The organism is Luteococcus struthionis (assembly GCF_048595755.1).
Lineage (GTDB): Bacteria > Actinomycetota > Actinomycetes > Propionibacteriales > Propionibacteriaceae > Luteococcus.
Genome location: NZ_CP184360.1, coordinates 2,132,090 through 2,151,558, shown reverse-complemented (window position 1 = coordinate 2,151,558; position 19,469 = coordinate 2,132,090). Strand labels below are relative to the sequence as shown.

The window sequence follows — 19,469 nt, the reverse complement described above, 5'->3', positions numbered from 1 at the left end:
GCGGTCAACGCCGCACGTCGTGAACGCAGGCGCACGCGCTGCAGCACGTGCGTCGGGCTGCCAGACGTGCGCTGATGACTCCGCACGTCGAGATGACAAGCGCCCCGCACCTCCAGACGGAGATGCGGGGCGCTGCCACGGTGTCGGGAGGCTCACTCCCACTCGATGGTGCCCGGCGGCTTGCTGGTGATGTCGACCACCACACGGTTGACCTCACGGACCTCGTTGGTGATGCGGGTGCTCATCTTCTCCAGGAGCTCATAGGGCAACCGACCCCAGTCGGCAGTCATGGCGTCCTCGCTGGTGACCGGACGCAGCACGATCGGGTGGCCGTAGGTGCGGCCGTCGCCCTGCACGCCCACGGAACGCACGTCGGCCAGCAGCACGACGGGGAACTGCCAGATCGAGCGGTCAAGACCGGCCTTGGTGAGCTCCTCACGGGCGATGAAGTCGGCCTCGCGCAGGATGTCGAGACGCTCCTTGGTGACCTCGCCGATGATTCGGATGCCCAGGCCGGGGCCTGGGAAGGGATGGCGGTAGACGAGCTTCTCGGGCAGGCCGAGCTGCATGCCGGCGGCGCGCACCTCGTCCTTGAACAGGGTGCGCAGCGGCTCGATCAGCTGGAACTGCATGTCCTCGGGCAGCCCACCCACGTTGTGGTGGCTCTTGATGTTGGCGGCGCCCTCTCCCCCGCCGGACTCGACGACGTCGGGGTACAGGGTGCCCTGCACCAGGAAGTCGATGCCGTCGGCGTCGGCGATCTCCCGGGCGGTGTCCTCGAAAACGCGGATGAACTCGTTGCCAATGGTCTTGCGCTTGGTCTCCGGATCGGTGATCCCGGCGAGCTTGGACAGGAAGCGGTCGCTGACGTCCTTGACGACCAGCTTGGCGCCGGTGATCTCGACGAAGTCATTCTCGACCTGCTCCGACTCGCCCTTGCGCTGCAGCCCGTGGTCGACGTAGACGCAGGTGAGCTGGTCGCCGATGGCCTTCTGCACGATCGCCGCGGCAACCATGGAATCGACGCCACCGGACAGCGCGCACAGCACCTTCTTGTTGCCCACCTGCTCCCGGACGGCGGCCACAGCCTCGTCGACGAAGGAGCTGGCCTGCCAGTCCTGGGAGCACCCGGCGATCTTCACCAGGAAGTTCTCGATGACCTGCTGGCCGATGTCGGAGTGCAACACCTCCGGATGCCACTGCACCCCGGCCATGCGCTTGTCGAGGTTCTCGTGGGCCGCGACGGCGGCACCCGCGGTATGCGCCAGGGCGGTGAAGCCCTCGGGGACCTGGGTCACCGAGTCGCCGTGGGACATCCAGACCGTCGCTCCGGAGCAGCCCTCGAGCAGGGCGCCGGGCTCGTCGACCTCGACGGGCGTGCGACCGAACTCGCTGAGGCCGGTCTTGGCGACCACGCCCCCCATCGCGGCCGACATCTCCTGGAAGCCGTAGCAGATACCCATCACGGGCACCCCGGCCTCGAAGATGGCCGGATCGATGTGCGGGGAGTCCTCGGCGTAGACCGACTGGGGTCCACCCGACAGGATGATCGCCGCGGGCTTGCGCTCCAGGATCCGCTCCGCGGGAGCCGTGTGCGGCATGATCTCGGAATAGACACCGGCTTCGCGGACGCGGCGGGCGATCAGCTGGGCGTACTGGGCGCCGAAGTCGATGACGACGACGAGATCATGGGCAGCGAGCATGGGCCACAGTCTAGGGGAAACGCGATCGTCCCGGCACGCTCCCCCACCGGCCCACCCCAGCCGTCGACAGAAGAACTCTCGGGCGACGTGGAACAAAACAGCCGACCAGATGGTTGAACCGGCATGAAGACTTTCGATGACGTGACCGCAGTCGTGGGCCGAACCCCGCTGGTGAAGATCAACAAGCTGACCGGTGACAACGCCACCGTGCTGGCCAAGTTGGAGTTCTACAACCCGGCCAATTCGGTCAAGGACCGCATCGGCGTGGCCATCATCGACGCCGCCGAGGCCTCGGGTGAGCTCAAGCCCGGCGGCACCATCGTGGAGGGCACCAGTGGCAACACCGGCATCGCCCTGGCCATGGTTGGCGCCGCCCGCGGTTACGACGTCGTCCTCACGATGCCCGAGACGATGAGCCTGGAGCGTCGCGCCCTGCTGCGTGCCTATGGCGCCGAGCTCGTGCTGACCCCGGGCGCCGACGGCATGAAGGGTGCGGTGGCCAAGGCCGAGGAGATCGCCGCCGAGCGCGGCGGAATCCTGGCCCGCCAGTTCGCCAACCAGGCCAACCCGCAGATCCACTACAAGACCACCGGCCCGGAGATCTGGGAGGACACCGAGGGCAGCGTCGACGCCTTCATCGCTGGTGTGGGCACCGGCGGCACCGTCTCGGGCGCCGGCAAGTACCTCAAGGAGAACAAGGCCGAGGTCAAGGTCTTCGCCATCGAGCCGGCCGAGAGCCCGCTGCTGACCGAGGGCAAGGCAGGCCCGCACAAGATCCAGGGGCTGGGCGCCAACTTCGTGCCCGACACCCTGGACCAGGACATTCCCGACGAGGTCCTCTCCGTCAAGGGCGAGGAGGCCATCGAGATGGCTCGTCGCGCCGCCAAGGAGGAAGGCCTGCTGGTGGGCATCTCCTCGGGCGCCGCGCTGGTGGCCGCCAAGCAGATCGCCGAGCGTCCCGACATGGCCGGCAAGACCATCGTCGTGGTGCTGCCCGACTTCGGTGAGCGCTACCTGTCCACCGTGCTGTTCAGCGACCTGATGGGCTGATCCCCGAATCACCACACGGCCCCGGCTCCCTCGCGGGAACCGGGGCCGTGCTGTCGTGCGGGGAGCTGCTGCAGGAATCAGTCGAGCTGGGTGAACAGCGGATGGTCGGGCTGGCAGACCACGTCCCTGGCCGGCGCCTTGCCAGTCACCAGGTAGCGGGTGCGGATCTTGTCGGAACACTGCGAGAGCCCCAAGGTGGCGTGTGCCCACGCACCCTTGACCGTCACCAGTCGTGAGGTCTTGAGCATGCCGCGGTAGGCCTGGGCCCCACTCGCCGGAGTGGCCGGGTCGTACTCGGAGGTCATCACCAGCACGGGCGCGGAGGTCTTCTTGGTGAAGGGTCCGCGGTAGGCCTGCGCGGCCTGGGCCGGCCAGCCCGCACAGACACTGGAGCTCCACAGCCACAGCTGCCCGAACCCGCCGTTCTCCTCCCGCACCCGCTGGTTGGCGGCCAGCCAGGCCGAGGGAGATGAGGGGTTGACGCTGTCGCTGCACAGCACGCCGTGGAAGCTCGCGTCATAGCGCATCGGTCCCGCGGGAGGCTCCTCCTCCGTGCCGCCGACGGCAGGCCCTTCCAAGGGCACGAAGCCCGGACCTCGGCGGCCCTGCTGGGCACGTGAGGACTGCTGCGCCGCCTGCGAGACCTTCGCCCCGGTCTGCTTGGCCTTGCCCGCCGGCCTGCTGCGTTCGGCCTCGCTGGCCGATTCCCGCAGGTCCTGGAGGGCCGCTCGCGCCTTCTGCTCGGCCTCCGCCTTGCGGGCCTTGTTGCGGGCCTCGGCGCGCTTGGAGGAAGCCTGCATCGTCTGCGCATTCGCCAGCACACCCAGTTGGGTGGCCAGGCCGTGCAGGCTCTGGGGCAGCATGCCGGCCTCCTCGTAGCTGTAGAGGATCGTGGTGACCATGCCCACCACGTCGTCCTCACGCAGCACCACGTCCTCGCCCAGGTCCACCGGGCCATCCGCCAGCGCTGCCATGATGGCGTGCCAGTCACGGCGCAGGGTTCCCGCCTCCGGGCAGCGCGACGTGCCCACCCGCTCGCACTCGTCGAGCAGCGCCTCGAAGGCCTGCTTCGCGCCCTGGCCGGACAGGATGCGTTCGGTCACCGGGATCGCAGTGCCCTCCCTGCCGTGGCCGGTGGACCAGGCAACCGGGTCGAGCACCCCATCAACCACCAGGGCCCGGATCTTCCCGGGGAACATCGCCGCATAGGTGGCTCCCAGGTAACTGCCATAGGAGACGCCGTAGTAGGTGAGCTTCTTGTCACCCAGTGCCCGACGGGCCAGGTCCATGTCGCGCGCCACGTCGGCGGTGGACATGTGCTTGAGGATCTCGGGGCCCTTCGCACAGGCCTTGCGCATCTTCTCGTCGCCGGCCAGCAGGCTGTTCGCCTCGTCGGCGTTGAGCGGGTAGGTCAGCCTCGCCACGGCATCGTCGGCGCCGGGCAGATCCCCCTCGCACAGGGCGTAGTCCTCCCCTTCGACGCCTCGGGGAGCCAACCCCACCACGTCGAAGCGAGCCCTGACCTCACTGCCGACCACTTCGGAGAAGTAGGGCACTGTCTGGGTGGCCGGCCCACCAGGGCCTCCCGGATTGGTGAACAGCGAGCCGATCCTGCGCTTCGGCTGGTCTGCGGGACGGCGGGTGATCGGCAGCTTGATGACGCCCTTGTCCAGATCCTGGTAGTCCAATGGCACGGTGAGCTCACCGCACTGCAGCCCGGGCGCGCAGCGTCGCCAGGCGACTCGAGGATTCTTGATGGCCTGCACGGCGGCGGTTTCCTTCGCCGATCGTTGCGGCGGGACCGCGACGGCCTGGGTGGCGCCCGTCGGGCTGAGGCCGGCCACCAGCCCAGCGGCAGCTCCCACAGCAGTCACAACAGCCGCACGATGCTTTCGTGATGACATGTGTCTCCTTGGCGACGAGGGTCCGATCGGACCCTGGGGGTGCGTCATCGACATTGATGACACTGTCATCCTTGGCCACGCAGGGGGTCAGATCGTCGGCTTTCCCTTGCAAGACTCACAATTCAAGAAATCTCCCCCAGCTGGTCGTGATAGCTGATCGCCCCCAGTGCACTGCCCCACCCCAGCAACTAACCTAGTGGTAGGACAGTGGCGCACCGAGGCGTCACCCGAGCAAGGAGGGTGCAGTGACCAGCACCGAGGGCTTCCGAAACCCCAACCTGACCATTGCCGAGAGAGTCGACGACCTGCTGGGCAGGCTCAGCATCGAGCAGAAGGCCGGCCAGGTCAGTCAGTTCTTCTACTTCGGCTCCGCCGAGGCGGCTGGCGACAACCCGGACAACGATGCCAATGAGGTGGAGCAGGCCATCGTGGAGGGCCGCGCCGGTTCGGTGCTCTTCGTCCGCGACGTGCAGACCGCCAATCGGCTGCAGCGGCTCGCCACCGAGAAATCTCCCTTCGGCATTCCCCTGCTCTTCGGCTTCGACGTGATCCACGGCTTCCGCACCGTGATGCCCGCCCCCTTGGGCCTCGCCGCCTCCTTCTGCCCGGAGACCGCCCGGCAGGGCCAGGAAGTGGCCGCTCGCGAAGCGCGCAGCGTCGGCATCCACTGGACCTTCGCCCCCATGGTGGACATCGCCCGCGACCCTCGCTGGGGACGCATGTTCGAGGGGGCGGGCGAGGATCCCTTCCTCGGTTCTGCGATGGCGGCGGCGCAGGTGCGAGGCTTCCAGGGCGAGTTCGACGAGCAGGGGCGACTGGACGACTCCCACGTGCTGGCCGGCCCCAAGCACCTGGCCGGTTACGGTGCGGCCACGGGTGGCCGCGACTATGAGGACTCCGACATCAGCGACAACGAGCTGTGGAATGTCTACCTGCCGCCTTTCCACGCGGCGGTCAAGGCCGGTGCGGCCAACATCATGAGCGCCTACATGGACCTCAATGGGGTTCCGGCCACAGGGAACCGCTGGCTGCTCACCGAGGTGTTGCGCGACGAGATGGGCTTCGAGGGCTTCGTCGTCTCCGATGCCAATGCCGTGCGTTCACTGGCCACCCAGCACTATGCGCGTGACCTCGGCGATGCCGCCGCACGGGCGCTGCACGCGGGGCTCGACATGGAGATGACCATGACCGATCCGGCCTATTCACGCCTGCCCCGCGCCATCGCCGAGGGCACCGTGACCGAGGCGCAGCTGGACCAGGCCGTGCGCCGCGTCCTGACCGCCAAATTCCGGCTGGGACTGTTCGACGCCCCGCTGACCGACGAGGCTCGCAGCGCACGGGTGCTGGCCGACCCGGCACACCGTGAGGTGGCCCGCCGCGCCGCCGAGAAGTCCCTGGTGCTGCTGAAGAATGACGGCCTGCTGCCCCTCAACCCGGCCAGCCTGACCAAGGTGGCCGTCGTGGGACAGCTCGCCGACAGCGCTCGCGACTCGCTCGGACCGTGGATCTTCGACTTCGACGTGACCGAGACGGTGACGATCCTGGACGGACTGCGCGCCCGGCTGGGCGAGCAGGTCGAGGTCGCGTGGGCACCGGGGGCGAGCATCCCCGACCGCATCTTCCCGTCGATGTTCGACGCCATGGAGCCCGAGCCCACCGTCACCGGTGAGGGCTATGACGACGACGCCGAGATCGAACGTGCCGTGGAACTGGCCCGCACGTCGGATGTGGTGGTCGTCGTGGCAGGGCAGCGCCAGAACCAGACCGGCGAGAAGGCCTCGGTGAGCTCGCTCGACCTGCCGGGGCGCCAGCTGGAACAGTTGCAACGACTGGCCGCGACCGGGATTCCCGTGGTGCTGGTGCTGATGTCGGCCCGCCCCCTCGACCTGCGTTGGCCCGACGAGCACCTGCCAGCCATCCTGCAGGCCTGGTATCCGGGCACCCGGGGCGGCGAGGCGGTGGCCGCGGCGCTGGTGGGCGACCTCTCCCCCGCCGGGCGCCTGCCCTTCACCTGGGTGCGCAACGTTGGCCAGGTGCCGATGACGCTCTCGCACTACACGACCTTCCAGCCGGAAAGTGCCCACGAGCGCTACTGGAACGAGCCCTCCACCCCGCTGTACCCCTTCGGCCATGGGTTGTCCTATGCCAGCTTCGAGTACTCGGACGTCCGCGTGGAGCCCGCCCAGGTGGGCGTTGGCGAGACGGCCACGGTGACGGTACGCCTGACCAACACCTCGGATCGCGAGGCCGACGAGGTGGCCCAGCTCTACCTGCACCAGCAGTACGGCAGCGCCTCTCGCCCAGTGCGCGAACTCAAGGGCTTCCAGCGCGTGAATCTGGCCCCCGGCGAGAGCCGCGAGCTGACCTTCGAGGTCGGACCGGACCAGCTGCGCTACTGGAATGCCGCCGAGCGCGACTGGGTGCAGGAGCCCAGCACCTTCGACATCTGGGTGGGTGGTTCGTCGACGGCGGAGCTGGCGACGAGCTTCGAGGTGCGCTGAGGCCCCTCGACAGGCTCGGGGGCCGTCCCCGAGCCTGTCGACCCCTACACGGCGGCTGAGCCTGTCGAAGCCCTCTGGTTTGTATTGCAAACTGGTTTGCCTGATGCTAGGTTTGCATTATAAACCAGTTTGCAGTCAGGAGGCTGTCATGAACGTCACCTCAGACCCGGCGGACGACCTGCGCCGACGCATCGCCGTGAGCAAGGACTACGACATGCTGCAGGGGATGATTGCGGTGGGCACAGGTCTTTCCGTGCTCCTGGCGGCAGCCAATCGAGACTTCATCTGGATGGCGATTGGCGGTGGCCTCAGTGCGGCCTTCGGGGCTGCCTGGTACGAAAAGCGCTACGGCAAGGCCCGCACCACGCGCACCCGGAGTCTGTGGACGCTCCTGCTGTCCCTCGTCGCCATCGGCGTGATCATCATCGCCAACGGCTTCGACCATTGGCACCCCGGCCCATTGTTGTGGACCCCGCTCGTCGCCGGCCCCCTCATGCTGCTCGGTGAGTGGGCCGGGCTTCGCCACACCGGGTTGACGATCTGGCACTGGATCAGCTGCATCCTGCTGACCCTGTGCGCCCTCATCCCCCTGTTCGGCAACCACCCGTCGCACTGGTTCGCCATGGGCACCGTGGCCGTGCCGCTGGTCGTGATCGGGCTGGTGGACCACCAGCGGCTGGTCAGCGTCCTGGGACCGGGGGTCGTCGATGAGCAGCGATGACATCCCGACCCCGGACCTCGCCGTCGACAAGTTGGTCCACGAACCGGCCCGACTGGGCATCCTGAGCGTGCTGGAGGGCCAGAAGGAGGCCGACTTCCAGTTCCTGCAGTCGGTACTCGGACTGACCAAGGGAAACCTGTCGAGCCACCTGTCGAAATTGGAGGCGGCCGGACTGATCCGGGTCACCAAGGTCTTCCAGGGCAAGCTCCCCCGCACCATGCAGGAGATCACCCCCGCGGGGCGTGCCGCGCTGAAGGGCCACTGGGAGCAGCTGGACGCCATCCGCCGGCTCAGCCAGCAGTAGCCCAAGCCTTCCCACGGAGAGAGCGCCTGGTCAGCCGGCGTATTCCTGCCAGTAGCGCAGGCCCTCCTGGTAACGCTCCTGGTCGGGATGGCTGGCGTTCAGTTCCTGGAAGGCCTCCAGCGCCGGGCCGGCGTCGCCGTCGGTCTCGGTGACCACAAGGAAGGGCGTCACATTCCGCCCCGCCCAGACGCGACGCACCTCGTCGGAGCCCAGGCCGCGGGCCAAGAACCGGCTTGCCTGCATCAGCCATTCTTCGTAGACGCCGTCCCCGTCCAGGTCGAGCGTCTCGAAATACTTCCTGACCAGGGCATATGTCTCGTCGGTTGGGCTTGCGATCCTTCGCATGCCGGTGTCTGGGTCTTCGGGGACGGCCTGCCACTCGTCGGGCCACCAACGCAGTTGGGCCTCGTCAAGGTCCAGGTTGAGTTCGGCGTATCGCGGGCCGGCGACGTCAATGGTGGTGGCCAATGCCTCCTCGGTGTTGAGGTCGACGCGCCAAGCCAGCCCTTCGGCGGTGGCAATGGCCCCGGCGTAGGGCGTCTGGCCGGCTACGGCGTCGAGCAGCAGGGCGAACTCGTCGGCCAGGTTCTGGTTGAGTGTGGGCTGGATGGAGGCAAAGAACTCTTCCATGGCCAACACGCTAGGTGGCCGCTGGGTCACCCGGACGCTCCCTCAGGCGTGATCCTTGGCGATCCGCTCGTGGTGGCGGACCACCTCGGTGACGATGAAGGTGAGGAACTTCTCGGCGAACTCCGGGTCCAACTGGGCGTCGACGGCCAAGGCCCGGAGCCGTTCGATCTGGCGCTTCTCGCGGTCCGGGTCGGCGGGCGGGAGGCCCTTGGAAGCCTTCAGCTCCCCCACTCGTTGGGTCACCTTGAAGCGCTCTGCCAGCAGGTGCACCAGGGCGGCGTCGAGGTTGTCGATGCTGCCTCGAAGACGCAGCAGTTCGGGATCGGCGGCCTCAGTCATGGCACCAGCCTAGGCAGGCCCGCTGCAAGGAGCGGGCCTGCCCATGGGTCGGACGGGGCCTCGACAGGCTCGGCCACCGCCAAGGTCAGCGGGTGACCAGCTCGATTCGCTGGAACTCCTTGACGTCGGTGTAGCCGCAAGAGGCCATCGAACGACGCAGTGCCCCGACCAGGTTCATGGTGCCGTCGGGGATGTGCGACGGTCCGACCACGACCTCCTCGAAGGTGCCCACCGGGTCGAAGTGGACCCGCTCGCCACGCGGCAGGTACTCGTGCCAGGCCTCCGCGCCCCAATGCCAGCCCTTGCCGGGTGCCTCCGCGGCCCGCGCCAACGGCGCACCCACCATCACGGCGTCGGCGCCGCAGGCGATCGCCTTGGCGATGTCGCCCGAACGCCCCACCGAACCGTCGGCGATCACGTTCACATAGCGGCCACCCGACTCGTCCATGTAGTCACGACGGGCCTCGGCGACGTCGGCGATGGCCGAGGCCATCGGCACCTCGATGCCCAGCACGTCGCGGGTGGTGTGGGCGGCGCCGCCGCCGAAGCCCACCAGCACACCGGCGGCGCCAGCGCGCATCAGGTGCAGGGCGCTACGGTAGGTGGCGCAGCCGCCCACGATGACGGGCACCTCGAGGTCGTAGATGAACTTCTTGAGGTTCAGCGGCTCGGTGGCCTCGCTGACGTGCTCGGCCGAGACGGTGGTGCCACGGATCACGAAGAAGTCGACACCCACCTTCTCCACCACGTCGCTGAACTCGCGCGCATTCTGCGGGCTCAGCGAGCCGGCCACCGGCACATCGGCCTCACGAATCTGGCTCATCCGCTCCGTGATGAGCTCCGCCTTGACCGGCTCGGCGTAGATCTTCTGCAGGAAGCGAGTCGCCTCGTAACGATCCTCGATGGCGGCCAGCTGCTCGAACAGGGGTGTCGGGTCCTCATAGCGGGTCCACAGACCCTCCAGGTTCAGCACCCCCAGACCGCCCAGCCGCCCCATCGTGATGGCCGTCTCGGGGCTCATCACGGAGTCCATCGGAGCGCCGATGATCGGGAAGTCGAAGGTGACCGCGTCGATCTTCCAGCTCAGGTTCACCATGTCGATGCCGCGGGTGCGGCGGGTGGGGACCATCGAGATGTCGTCGAAGGCGTAGGCCCGGGTGGCGCGCTTGCTGCGTCCAAAGTCATACATGTGTCGGTTCTCCTGCGCCTCAGCGCGAGTAGTTCGGGGCGTCGGCGATGTTGGCGACGTCGTGCGGGTGGGATTCCTTGAGTCCGGCCGGCGTGATCCGCACGAAGCGTCCCCGCTCGTAGAGCTCGTCCAGGTTGCGGGAGCCCACGTAGAACATCGACTGGTGCAGGCCGCCCACCAGCTGGTGCACCACCTGGCTGACGGGGCCGCGGTAGAGCACATTGCCCTCGATCCCCTCGGGGATCAGCTGGTCGTCGCTGGTCACGTCTGCCTGGAAGTAGCGGTCCTTGGAGTAGGACTTCTTGCCGCGGCTGCTCATGGCACCCAGCGATCCCATGCCGCGGTACTGCTTGTACTGCTTGCCGGAGATGAACACGGTCTCACCCGGGCTCTCCTCGCAGCCGGCCAGAAGCGAACCCACCATGACGGTGGAGGCGCCAGCCACCAGCGCCTTGGCGATGTCGCCGGAGTACTGCAGACCACCGTCGGCGATCACCGGGACACCGGCGGGACGGCAGACCTGGGCGGCCTCGTAGACCGCGGTCACCTGGGGCACGCCAACCCCTGCCACCACGCGGGTGGTGCAGATCGAGCCCGGGCCCACGCCCACCTTGACGGCGTCCGCACCGGCGTCGACCAGGGCCTGCGCACCGTCACGGGTGGCGACATTGCCGCCGACGATCTGCACGTGCTGGGTGGCCGGGTCTGCCTTGAGGCGACGGATCATGTCGAGCAGCAACCGGGCGTGGCCGTGCGCCGTGTCCACCACGAGCACGTCGACACCGGCCTCGATCAGGGTGGTGGCCCGCTCCCAGGCCTCACCGAAGTAGCCGACGGCCGCCCCCACCAGCAGACGTCCCTGCTGGTCCTTCGACGCGTCGGGGAACTGCTCGGACTTCACGAAGTCCTTGACGGTGATGAGCCCGGTGAGACGGTTCTGCTCGTCCACCAGGGGCAGGCGCTCGCGCTTGTTCTGCCGCAGCAGCGCGGTGGCCTCCTCATTGCTGATGTCGTCACGACCGGTGAACAGCGGCTGGTGGGTCATCACGTCGCTGACCTTGGTGGTGGCCCACTCGTCGACCGGGGTGAAGCGCAGGTCGCGGTTGGTGCAGATGCCCAGCAGGTGGTTCTCCTGGTCGACGACCGGCAGGCCGGAGATGCGGTACTGGCCGCACAGGTTGTCCAGGTCCTCCAGCGTGGCGTCGGGGCCGATGGTCACCGGATTGGTGATGCGTCCGGTCTGGGTCCGCTTCACCAGATCCACCTGGTAGGCCTGGTCCTGGATCGACAGGTTGCGGTGCAGGATGCCCAGACCGCCCTGACGCGCCATCGCGATCGCCATGCGGGACTCGGTCACGGTGTCCATCGCAGCCGAGACCAACGGGATGCGCAGCCGCAGCCCGCGCGTCAACTGGGCGGTGGTGTCCACCTCGGACGGGATCACGTCGGTCTCCCCCGGCAGGAGGAGCACGTCGTCATAGGTCAGGCCCAGGGGGAGGAACTTCTCGGGAACGCCGGAGCCGGTCAGCTCGCTGCTCGGGACATTGTTGACGGACGGCTCGTAGGACACCTGGACCACCTTCGCGCTAGACAGTGGAACCATCCTATCCGCGCCCGCCGACAGTTCCCCACACGCGCGACGGTCGCCCCCTCCCGAGGGAAGGGACGACCGTCAGGGTGATGGCCTCGACAGGCTCGGCCACCGGTGTGGGTCAAGCTCGGCCATCGGTGTGGGTCAGGCGCGCTGCGCCTTGGCCCGGGTGGCAACCTCCACCAGCTGCGCGAACAGCGGATGGTTGGGCTCCAGTCCGGTCAGCTCGGCCACGGCATCCTCGGCGGAGTTGGCAGCCAGGATCTCACCGACCTTGACCGCCTCCGGATCCTCGGCGACGTCGAAGAGCATCGCGCCCAGCATGGCCTGCTGCAGGGCCGTCGACTCCAAGCCGCGCTCGGCGAGCTCGGCGGCCGGCCCCACGAAGCGCTCCTTGCGCGAGAGCTTGCGCAGGGGGGAACGGCCGACGCGGGTCACCGTGTCGGGCAGCTCGGGGTTGGCGAAGCGCTTGAGGATCTTCTGGACGTAGGCCTCCTGCACCTGGGGCTCGAAGCCGTACTTGGCCACCAGCAAGGCCTTGGTCTCGGCCAGCACCGCGTAGATCTTGTCCTTGAGTTCCGGCTGGGCCAGCACATCGGAGATCTTCTCGATGCCCGCGCCGTAGCCGAAGTAGGCCGTGGCCGCGTGCCCGGTGTTCACCGTGAACAGCTTGCGCTCGATGTAGGGCGCCAACGACTCCACATAGGTCGCGCCGGGGATCTGTGGCGCATTGCCTCCGAAGGCCGGCTCCTCGATGGCCCATTCGAAGTAGGGCTCGACGTTCACGTCCAGCCCCATGCCCTCGGGCTGGTTCGGGACGATGCGGTCCACCGCGGTGTTGGCGAAGATCGCCTTGCTCTCCACGTCGGCCGGGTCCTCCCCCAGCACGAATCCCTTGAGGCCGTCGGTGGCGTTGATGGCATTCTCGCAGGCCATCACCACCAGCTTGTCAGCCCCGGCCGGGCGTGCATCGATCCCAGCCCGGATCGCCGGGGCGATGAACTTGAGAATGTTCGGGCCCACGGCGCAGGTGACGATCTCGGCCTCGGCGATCGCGGCGGTCAGGGCATCGGCCTCCGTAGTGGAGTTGATGGCCTTGAAACCGCTGATCACGTGGTCGCGCCCGCCCTCACCCACCTCGTGCACGGTGTAGCTCTCGGCGGCCTTGAGGTTGTCGATCAAGGCCTCCGAGACGTCGGCGAAGACCAGGTCATATCCGGCCTCGTCGAGCAGCAGCCCGACGAAACCACGTCCAATGTTCCCGGCACCGAAGTGCACGGCGGTCTTGCGGCTCACGAGTTCACCTTTCCCAGGATGGCTGCCACCTCGTCGGCGGAGTTGGCATTCTCCAGTGCCTGCACCGATTCGTTGTTGGAGAAGATCTTGGCCAGCTTGCCCAGGATCTGCAGGTGTTCCTTGTTCCGGCCGGCGATGCCCACCACGAACTTCACCTGGTTGCCGTTCCAGTCGAGCGGCTCGTCCAGACGCAGGAAGCTCATCGCGGACTCCTTGATGTGCTCCTTGGCGTCATTGGTGCCGTGCGGGATGGCCAGGAAGTTGCCCATGTAGGTGCTGACCGACTCCTCGCGCTTGTGCATGGCCTCGACGTAGGCCTGGTCGACCGCGCCGCGCTGCACCAGCATGGTGCCGGCCTGGGTGATCGCGTCGGCCTTGTCGGCCGCCTTGACCCCCAGCTTGATGCTGTCGGTGGACAGGATCTCGGAAGCCCCAGCCGATTCGGCCGGTTCCTCGGACGCACGGGCGGGCGCGGCGGCTGCGGCCGGTGCCGGAGCGGCGGTGCCGGAACCTTCGCGCTGGGTGCGGATCATCTCCACGACCTCCTCGTAGCGAGGCGAGTTCATGAAGTTGTCGACGGTCAGCACCGTGGCGCTGGGCACCTTCGGGATGGCGCGCGGGGCCAAGGTCTCCTGGGTCACGACGATGTCGTAGTTGTCCTTGAGGTTGGCGATGGCCTCGTTGGTGACCTTCACGTCGCCGTAGCCGGCCTCCTTGATCTTGTTGCGGAGCACCGAGGCGCCCATCGCGGAGGAGCCCATGCCGGCGTCGCAGGCGAAGACGATGTTCTTGATCTCACCCGTGGGGGCGGCGACCAGATTGCCGGCCACGGAGGACTTCTTGCCCTTCATGGCCTCCATCTCCGCGGTGGCCTTCGAGAGGTCGCCGTCGCTGGACTTGTCCATCTTGAGGATGGGCATGGCCACCGCGAAGGTGACGGCGGTGGAGACCAGGATGGCCAGCAGGATCTTGGGCAGGTCGCCGGGGGCGGCCATCATCATGTAGGCAAAGACGGAGCCGGGGGCAGCGGGGCCGACAAGTCCCGTCTTGAAGAGCTGGTTGACGGCCACACCCGAGGCACCGCCGGCGATGGTGGCCAGCAGCAGGGCAGGCTTCATCAGGATGTACGGGAAGTAGATCTCATGGATGCCGCCCAGGAAGTGGATGATCGCGGCGCCGGGGGCCGACGCCTTGCTCATTCCCTTGCCGAACAGCATGTAGGCCAGCAGGATGCCCAGACCGGGGCCGGGGTTCGACTCCAGCATCAGCAGGATGGACTTGCCGGCATTGGTGACCTGCTCGGTGCCCAGCGGGGTCAGCACGCCGTGGTTGATGGCATTGTTGAGGAAGAGCACCTTGGCGGGCTCAATGATGACGCTGGCAACGGGCAGCGCATTGTGGCCGACGAGGAAGTCCACACCCTTGCCCAGCAGCTCGATCAGCTTGCGGACGAACGGGCTGATGGCGAAGAAGCCGAAGATGGCGACGATCATTCCCCAGATGCCGGCGGAGAAGTTGTTGACCAGCATCTCGAAGCCGGGCTTGATCTTGCCGTCCCAGCTCTCGTCGAGCTTCTTCATGGTCCAGCCGCCCAGCGGGCCCATGATCATGGCGCCGAGGAACATCGGGCTGGACGGGACGCCGACGATGACGCCCATGGTGGCGATGGCGCCGAGCACGCCGCCGCGGGTCGGGTTGGCCGGGTGGACCATGCGGCCGCCCTGGTAGCCGATCAGCAGGGGCAGCAGGTAGGAGATCGACGGGCCGACCAGGCCATCCCAGGCGACTTCCTTGCCGTCGACCATGTGGGTGCCCCAGCCGCCGATCGCTCCGACCCAGTCGGGCACGACGCCGGAGCCAATGTTGCGGAACAGGATGGGCAGCCAGCCCACCTCGATGAACAGTGCGGTGATCAGGCCCCAGGCGATCAGGGCGCCGATGTTGGGCATGATCATGCCCGAGAGGAAGGTGCCGAAGCGCTGGACGCTGGCCTGCGCCTTCTTGGCCCCCGATGGGGCGGCTGGTGTGGACATGGTGCTTCTCTTTCGTCGGGCGCCTGCGCGCCACGGTAATGACAACTTGAACGTTCACAGGCGGAGAGCCTCCGCTGCCCTGCGCTGCCCGATCTGCCGGGTGACCTCACCCTGCAGATCCGGTGGTTCAGTCACCATCATGGTAGGTCACTGACTGCAGCAAGGGGCGTGGGGGCAACGAAGAGGGCCCCGCCGTGTGGCGGGGCCCTCCTCGTACGATCCAGGAAGCTGGACGATTGTCAGTGCTGGTGACCAGCCTGCTCGTCCTCGTCCTCCGGCTTGTCCACCACCAGGGTCTCGGTGGTGAGCAGCAGCGCGGCGATCGAGGCCGCATTGGCCAGGGCGGAGCGGGTGACCTTGACCGGGTCGATCACGCCGGCCTCAACCAGGTCCTGGTACTCGCCGGTCTTGCCGTTGTAGCCATGGCCGGGCTCCAGCTCGGCAACCTTGCTGACGATCACGTAACCGGCCTCGCCACCGTTCTCGGCGATCCAGCGCAGCGGCTCGACGACGGCCTTCTTGACGATCTGCACGCCGGCCTTCTCGTCACCCTCCAGGCCGAGACCGTCCTCCAGCACCTTCGACGCGTGAACCAGGGCGGAGCCGCCACCGGCGACGATGCCCTCCTCGATCGCGGCGCGGGTGGCGCTGACGGCGTCCTCGATGCGGTGCTTGGTCTCCTTGAGCTCCACCTCGGTGGCGGCGCCCACGCGGATCACGCACACACCGCCGGCGAGCTTGGCGACGCGCTCCTGCAGCTTCTCGCGGTCCCACTCGGAGTCGGAGCGCTCGATCTCGGCGTGCAGCTGCTGGACGCGAGCCTCCACCTCGTCGGACTCACCGGCGCCATCGACGATGGTGGTGTTGTCCTTGGTGACCACCACGCGCTTGGCGCGGCCGAGCACCTCCAGACCCACCTGGTCGAGCTTCAGGCCAACCTCGGGGGCGACGACCTGGCCACCGGTGAGGATCGCGATGTCCTCCAGCATGGCCTTGCGGCGGTCACCGAAGGCCGGGGCCTTGACGGCGACGCTGGTGAAGGTGCCGCGGATCTTGTTGACCACCAGGGTGGACAGGGCCTCGCCGTCGACGTCCTCGGCCACGATGAACAGCGTGCCCTTGGCCTCGATGACCTTCTCCAGCACGGGCAGCAGCTCGTTCATCGCGCTGATCTTGCCGGAGTGGATGAGGATGTAGGGGTCGTCCAGGACGGCCTCCATGCGGTCGGCGTCGGTGACCATGTAGGGGCTCAGGTAGCCCTTGTCGAACTGCATGCCCTCGGTGAAGTCGAGCTCGGTACCGAAGGTCTGGGACTCGTCGACGGTGATGACGCCGTCCTTGCCCACCTTGTCGAAGGCATCGGCGATCAGCTTGCCGATGACCTCATCGCGGGAGCTGATGGTGGCCACGGCCGCCATGTCCTCGGTGGTCTCGATCGGCTTGGCCACCTGCTTCAGCTCGGCCTCGACGGCCTCGACGGCCTTCTCGATGCCGCGCTTGAGGCCAACCGGGTTGGCACCCGAGGCGACGGCCTTGAGGCCCTCGTGGACCAGGGCCTGGGCCAGCACGGTCGCGGTGGTGGTTCCGTCACCGGCGACGTCATTGGTCTTGGTGGCAACCTCCTTGGCGAGCTGGGCGCCGAGGTTCTCGTAGGGGTCGTTCAGCTCGACGTCACGCGCGACGGTCACGCCGTCATTGGTGATGGTGGGAGCACCCCACTTCTTGTCGAGCACGACGTAGCGGCCCTTGGGGCCGAGGGTCACCTTGACGGTGTTGGCGAGGACGTCGACGCCACGCTCGAGCGAGCGGCGGGCCTCCTCGTCGAACTGCAGGATCTTGGGCATTCAATACTCCTGTGGAGTGGAAGTGAAAGGGTTCGCGCGCGGCCAGCGCGGACGCCAGCCGCGCGCGAGGAGATTTCCTTACTCGGATCGCAGCGAGCCTGCGAGCGGTGCGCGATCCGAGCGCGGGGGTTCGAGGGGGTCGCCCCCCTCGCTCACTACTTCGTGACGATGGCGAGGATGTCGCGGGCGTTCAGGAGCAGGTACTCCTGGCCGTCGTACTTGACCTCGGTGCCGCCGTACTTGCTGAACACGACGACGTCGCCCTCGGCGACGTCCATCGGGACGCGCTTGCCCTGCTCGTCGAAGCGGCCGGGACCGGTCGCGACGACCTTGCCCTCCTGCGGCTTCTCCTTGGCGGTGTCGGGAATGACCAGGCCCGAGGCGGTGGTCTGCTCTGCTTCCAGCGGCTGGACGAGGACGCGGTCCTCGAGCGGCTTGATCGTGGTTGCCACGTCAAACCCCTTTCTGACTAGTAGCGCCTGTTGAGGCGTCGATCTTCAAGGTCATGTGGAGCAGCCGAGGCGTCGTCGCGGGTGCCGCCGACGGCTGTTGGCACTCAACTGTGTCGAGTGCCAGAAACAAAGCTATACCGACGTTGGCACTCCTTCAAGCCGAGTGCCAACAAGTCAGTCCATGAGGCGGCGAACCACCAACGCACGAGTGCCTTCTTGCGTCCGGGCGAGCACCACAGTGGCGCTGTTGGGCCCCTTGGGCTGCAGCTTCCTGCGCAATTGCGCAGGCTCCACGTCCAGGGCGCGCTTCTTGATCTCCAGCGTGCCGATGCGGCGCTCCCGCACCCAGGCCTTGAGGGTCTTCGGGTTGAAGTCCAGGTCCTCCAGCACCTCGAAACAGGTGGCGAAGGGGCTGTTGATCGGCTCGTCGGTGCACAGGTAGGCGACGTGCTCGTCCAGCAACCAGGCCGAGGCGTCGATGCGGTCCAAGGCCCCGGCCCGGATCACCGCGCCGTGCGGCTCCAACAGGTAGCTTCCCACCGGCCCGACCGGCAGTGACGCCCGGTCGGTTCGATCCAGACGAAACTGCGTGTCGGGAGCGCGGGCATCCAGCAGGACGGCCCCCTGTGCACAACCGGCGTGCGGGGTGGACCACAGCGAGCACTCGACGACGTCGTGCCCGTCGGCCACCCACAAGGCCTCCACGCCTTCCGGCAGGATCTGCTTGGGAACGCCCGGCCCGAGCTTGACCACCGTGGAGTGGGGCCCATCCAGCAGGGAGAGCACGAAGTCCCACGGCGGGGTGAAGGCCTCCACCTGCCAGGTGCGGCCGGACTCGGTGCGTCGAGCCGGATCGATGAAGACGCAGGTCTCCGGGCCAGCGCCGGACAGCAGCTCCGGGGCCAGGGCGACGGCGTCGCCGTGGATGACGGAGCCGGTAGGGGCCTCGACAGGCTCGCCCGCCGGAATCACGCTGACCTCGAAGCCACGTTCCCCGAGCTTGTCGAGGGGCAATCCGGTGGCCAGGTTCGCCCGGGCATGTTCGGCGGTGGTCTCGTCCAGCTCCACCGCGACGACGTCGATCCCGGCGCGCAGGCAGGCCAGGGAGTCGGCGCCGATGCCGCAGCCCAGGTCGATCACTCGGGTGATCCCCTCGTCGCGCAATCGCTGGGCGCGCCAGGTGGAGACCACGGGACGGGTGGCCTGCTCCAGGGCATCGGCGGTGAAGTACAACTCGTCGGCCAGCGGCCCGAACTTGGCGCGCGCCTTGCGCCGCAGCGCCACCTGCGCCAGCGCCTCGGCGGCCAGATCGGGGGCATGGGCCTTGCGAAGCCGGGTGGCGGCCGACAATGATGCGGGGTCCTGCTCCCCCATGGCGGCGGCCAGCGCCTGCTGTCCCTCCGGAGTGTGCAGCAGGCTCACAGCGTCGTCACGCTCCAGCCGGTGGGGTGACCCTTGTCATAGGGCAGGCAGCCGTGGAACTGGGTGATGGTCTCGTCGAAGACCAGCGGCAGGAAATGGCGGTCACCCTCCCACATGGGCAGGCGGTCGAGTTCGTCGATGCGCTCCCAGCTCAGACTGCCCTCCTCATTGGCCTCGGGCACGTCGCCGGTGAATGCGTCGACGACGAAGATGAAGCCGAAGTGGTCCTCGCCGTTGCGGCCGAAACCGGGCCAGCTGACCGTGCCGCGCAGCCGCAGCCCGGTGGCCTCGATGTGGGCCTCCTCGCGCAGTTCGCGGCGGATGCAGGCGACGACGTCCTCGTCGGGCTCCAGCTTTCCGCCCAGACCGTTGTACTTGCCCAGCTGTTCGTCACCAGGGCGCGCCGTGCGGTGCACCATCAGGACCCGCTCGCCGTCGGGGTGCAGCACAAAGGCCAGCGTGGTCATGATCGGGGTGAGTGCCATGGCAG

16 protein-coding genes are annotated in these 19,469 nt (G+C 67.7%); 4 read left to right on the top strand and 12 right to left on the bottom strand.

The genetic code is table 11. The features are described 5' to 3' along the window. Window positions 1-152: 152 nt before the first annotated feature. Window positions 153-1,703: a glutamine-hydrolyzing GMP synthase gene (gene guaA, locus ACOAMO_RS09900; RefSeq protein WP_420174627.1), complete on the bottom strand. Its 1,551-nt coding sequence runs from the start codon at window positions 1,701-1,703 to the stop codon at window positions 153-155. 123 nt (window positions 1,704-1,826) lie between these two features. On the opposite strand from guaA, the gene cysK reads away from it, so the two are divergent. Continuing rightward, the gene (cysK, locus tag ACOAMO_RS09895; protein WP_420174626.1) at window positions 1,827-2,753 is read left to right on the top strand and encodes a cysteine synthase A; all 927 of its coding nucleotides are present in this window, start codon (window positions 1,827-1,829) and stop codon (window positions 2,751-2,753) included. Between the two features lie 77 nt (window positions 2,754-2,830). Here cysK and ACOAMO_RS09890 read toward each other — a convergent pair whose 3' ends face one another. After that, on the bottom strand, window positions 2,831-4,627 hold the full coding sequence (locus ACOAMO_RS09890) for an alpha/beta fold hydrolase (RefSeq protein ID WP_420174625.1): 1,797 nt from the start codon (window positions 4,625-4,627) through the stop codon (window positions 2,831-2,833). Window positions 4,628-4,902: 275 nt separating this feature from the next. On the opposite strand from ACOAMO_RS09890, the gene ACOAMO_RS09885 reads away from it, so the two are divergent. From ACOAMO_RS09885 to ACOAMO_RS09875, 3 genes are all read left to right on the top strand, one after another. Beyond that, the gene (locus tag ACOAMO_RS09885; protein WP_420174624.1) at window positions 4,903-7,158 is read left to right on the top strand and encodes a glycoside hydrolase family 3 N-terminal domain-containing protein; all 2,256 of its coding nucleotides are present in this window, start codon (window positions 4,903-4,905) and stop codon (window positions 7,156-7,158) included. Window positions 7,159-7,306: 148 nt separating this feature from the next. Next, on the top strand, window positions 7,307-7,879 hold the full coding sequence (locus ACOAMO_RS09880) for a hypothetical protein (RefSeq protein ID WP_420174623.1): 573 nt from the start codon (window positions 7,307-7,309) through the stop codon (window positions 7,877-7,879). Next, window positions 7,866-8,183, top strand: coding sequence for a winged helix-turn-helix domain-containing protein (locus ACOAMO_RS09875; protein ID WP_420174622.1), 318 nt, complete (start codon window positions 7,866-7,868; stop codon window positions 8,181-8,183). The genes ACOAMO_RS09880 and ACOAMO_RS09875 overlap by 14 nt, the downstream gene beginning before the upstream one ends. A 30-nt stretch (window positions 8,184-8,213) precedes the next feature. Here the strand turns inward: ACOAMO_RS09875 and ACOAMO_RS09870 are convergent, their stop codons facing one another. From ACOAMO_RS09870 to ACOAMO_RS09825, 10 genes are all read right to left on the bottom strand, one after another. Then, window positions 8,214-8,813, bottom strand: coding sequence for a hypothetical protein (locus tag ACOAMO_RS09870; protein ID WP_420174621.1), 600 nt, complete (start codon window positions 8,811-8,813; stop codon window positions 8,214-8,216). Window positions 8,814-8,855: 42 nt separating this feature from the next. Further along, complete coding sequence (locus tag ACOAMO_RS09865) at window positions 8,856-9,152, bottom strand: chorismate mutase (protein ID WP_420174620.1); 297 nt, start codon at window positions 9,150-9,152, stop codon at window positions 8,856-8,858. 85 nt (window positions 9,153-9,237) lie between these two features. Beyond that, window positions 9,238-10,341: a GuaB3 family IMP dehydrogenase-related protein gene (locus ACOAMO_RS09860; protein ID WP_420174619.1), complete on the bottom strand. Its 1,104-nt coding sequence runs from the start codon at window positions 10,339-10,341 to the stop codon at window positions 9,238-9,240. A 19-nt stretch (window positions 10,342-10,360) separates the two neighbouring features. Next, on the bottom strand, window positions 10,361-11,911 hold the full coding sequence (gene guaB / locus ACOAMO_RS09855) for an IMP dehydrogenase (RefSeq protein ID WP_420174618.1): 1,551 nt from the start codon (window positions 11,909-11,911) through the stop codon (window positions 10,361-10,363). A gap of 165 nt (window positions 11,912-12,076) precedes the next feature. Further along, the gene (locus ACOAMO_RS09850) at window positions 12,077-13,228 is read right to left on the bottom strand and encodes a mannitol-1-phosphate 5-dehydrogenase (protein WP_420174617.1); all 1,152 of its coding nucleotides are present in this window, start codon (window positions 13,226-13,228) and stop codon (window positions 12,077-12,079) included. Next, window positions 13,225-15,261 carry a PTS mannitol transporter subunit IICBA gene (locus ACOAMO_RS09845; RefSeq protein WP_420174616.1) on the bottom strand — a complete coding sequence of 679 codons (2,037 nt, stop codon included), beginning with the start codon at window positions 15,259-15,261 and terminating at the stop codon, window positions 13,225-13,227. The genes ACOAMO_RS09850 and ACOAMO_RS09845 overlap by 4 nt, the downstream gene beginning before the upstream one ends. A gap of 239 nt (window positions 15,262-15,500) precedes the next feature. Further along, the gene (groL, locus tag ACOAMO_RS09840) at window positions 15,501-17,105 is read right to left on the bottom strand and encodes a chaperonin GroEL (RefSeq protein WP_420174615.1); all 1,605 of its coding nucleotides are present in this window, start codon (window positions 17,103-17,105) and stop codon (window positions 15,501-15,503) included. A gap of 155 nt (window positions 17,106-17,260) precedes the next feature. Continuing rightward, window positions 17,261-17,557, bottom strand: coding sequence for a co-chaperone GroES (groES, locus tag ACOAMO_RS09835; protein ID WP_420174614.1), 297 nt, complete (start codon window positions 17,555-17,557; stop codon window positions 17,261-17,263). A 174-nt stretch (window positions 17,558-17,731) separates the two neighbouring features. Next, window positions 17,732-18,979 carry a THUMP-like domain-containing protein gene (locus ACOAMO_RS09830; protein ID WP_420174613.1) on the bottom strand — a complete coding sequence of 416 codons (1,248 nt, stop codon included), beginning with the start codon at window positions 18,977-18,979 and terminating at the stop codon, window positions 17,732-17,734. Then, window positions 18,976-19,464, bottom strand: a complete 489-nt coding sequence (locus ACOAMO_RS09825) for an NUDIX hydrolase (protein ID WP_420174612.1) — start codon at window positions 19,462-19,464, stop codon at window positions 18,976-18,978. The genes ACOAMO_RS09830 and ACOAMO_RS09825 overlap by 4 nt, the downstream gene beginning before the upstream one ends. Window positions 19,465-19,469: the final 5 nt, after the last annotated feature.

What these genes read in the sequence shown, in the direction of transcription:
- guaA (WP_420174627.1), bottom strand. Translation starts at nt 1,703, where the DNA reads ATGCTCGCTGCCCATGATCTCGTCGTCGTCATCGACTTCGGCGCCCAG.
- cysK (WP_420174626.1), top strand. Translation starts at nt 1,827, where the DNA reads ATGAAGACTTTCGATGACGTGACCGCAGTCGTGGGCCGAACCCCGCTG.
- ACOAMO_RS09880 (WP_420174623.1), top strand. Translation starts at nt 7,307, where the DNA reads ATGAACGTCACCTCAGACCCGGCGGACGACCTGCGCCGACGCATCGCC.
- ACOAMO_RS09875 (WP_420174622.1), top strand. Translation starts at nt 7,866, where the DNA reads ATGAGCAGCGATGACATCCCGACCCCGGACCTCGCCGTCGACAAGTTG.
- ACOAMO_RS09870 (WP_420174621.1), bottom strand. Translation starts at nt 8,813, where the DNA reads ATGGAAGAGTTCTTTGCCTCCATCCAGCCCACACTCAACCAGAACCTG.
- ACOAMO_RS09865 (WP_420174620.1), bottom strand. Translation starts at nt 9,152, where the DNA reads ATGACTGAGGCCGCCGATCCCGAACTGCTGCGTCTTCGAGGCAGCATC.
- ACOAMO_RS09860 (WP_420174619.1), bottom strand. Translation starts at nt 10,341, where the DNA reads ATGTATGACTTTGGACGCAGCAAGCGCGCCACCCGGGCCTACGCCTTC.
- ACOAMO_RS09845 (WP_420174616.1), bottom strand. Translation starts at nt 15,261, where the DNA reads ATGTCCACACCAGCCGCCCCATCGGGGGCCAAGAAGGCGCAGGCCAGC.
- groL (WP_420174615.1), bottom strand. Translation starts at nt 17,105, where the DNA reads ATGCCCAAGATCCTGCAGTTCGACGAGGAGGCCCGCCGCTCGCTCGAG.
- ACOAMO_RS09825 (WP_420174612.1), bottom strand. Translation starts at nt 19,464, where the DNA reads ATGGCACTCACCCCGATCATGACCACGCTGGCCTTTGTGCTGCACCCC.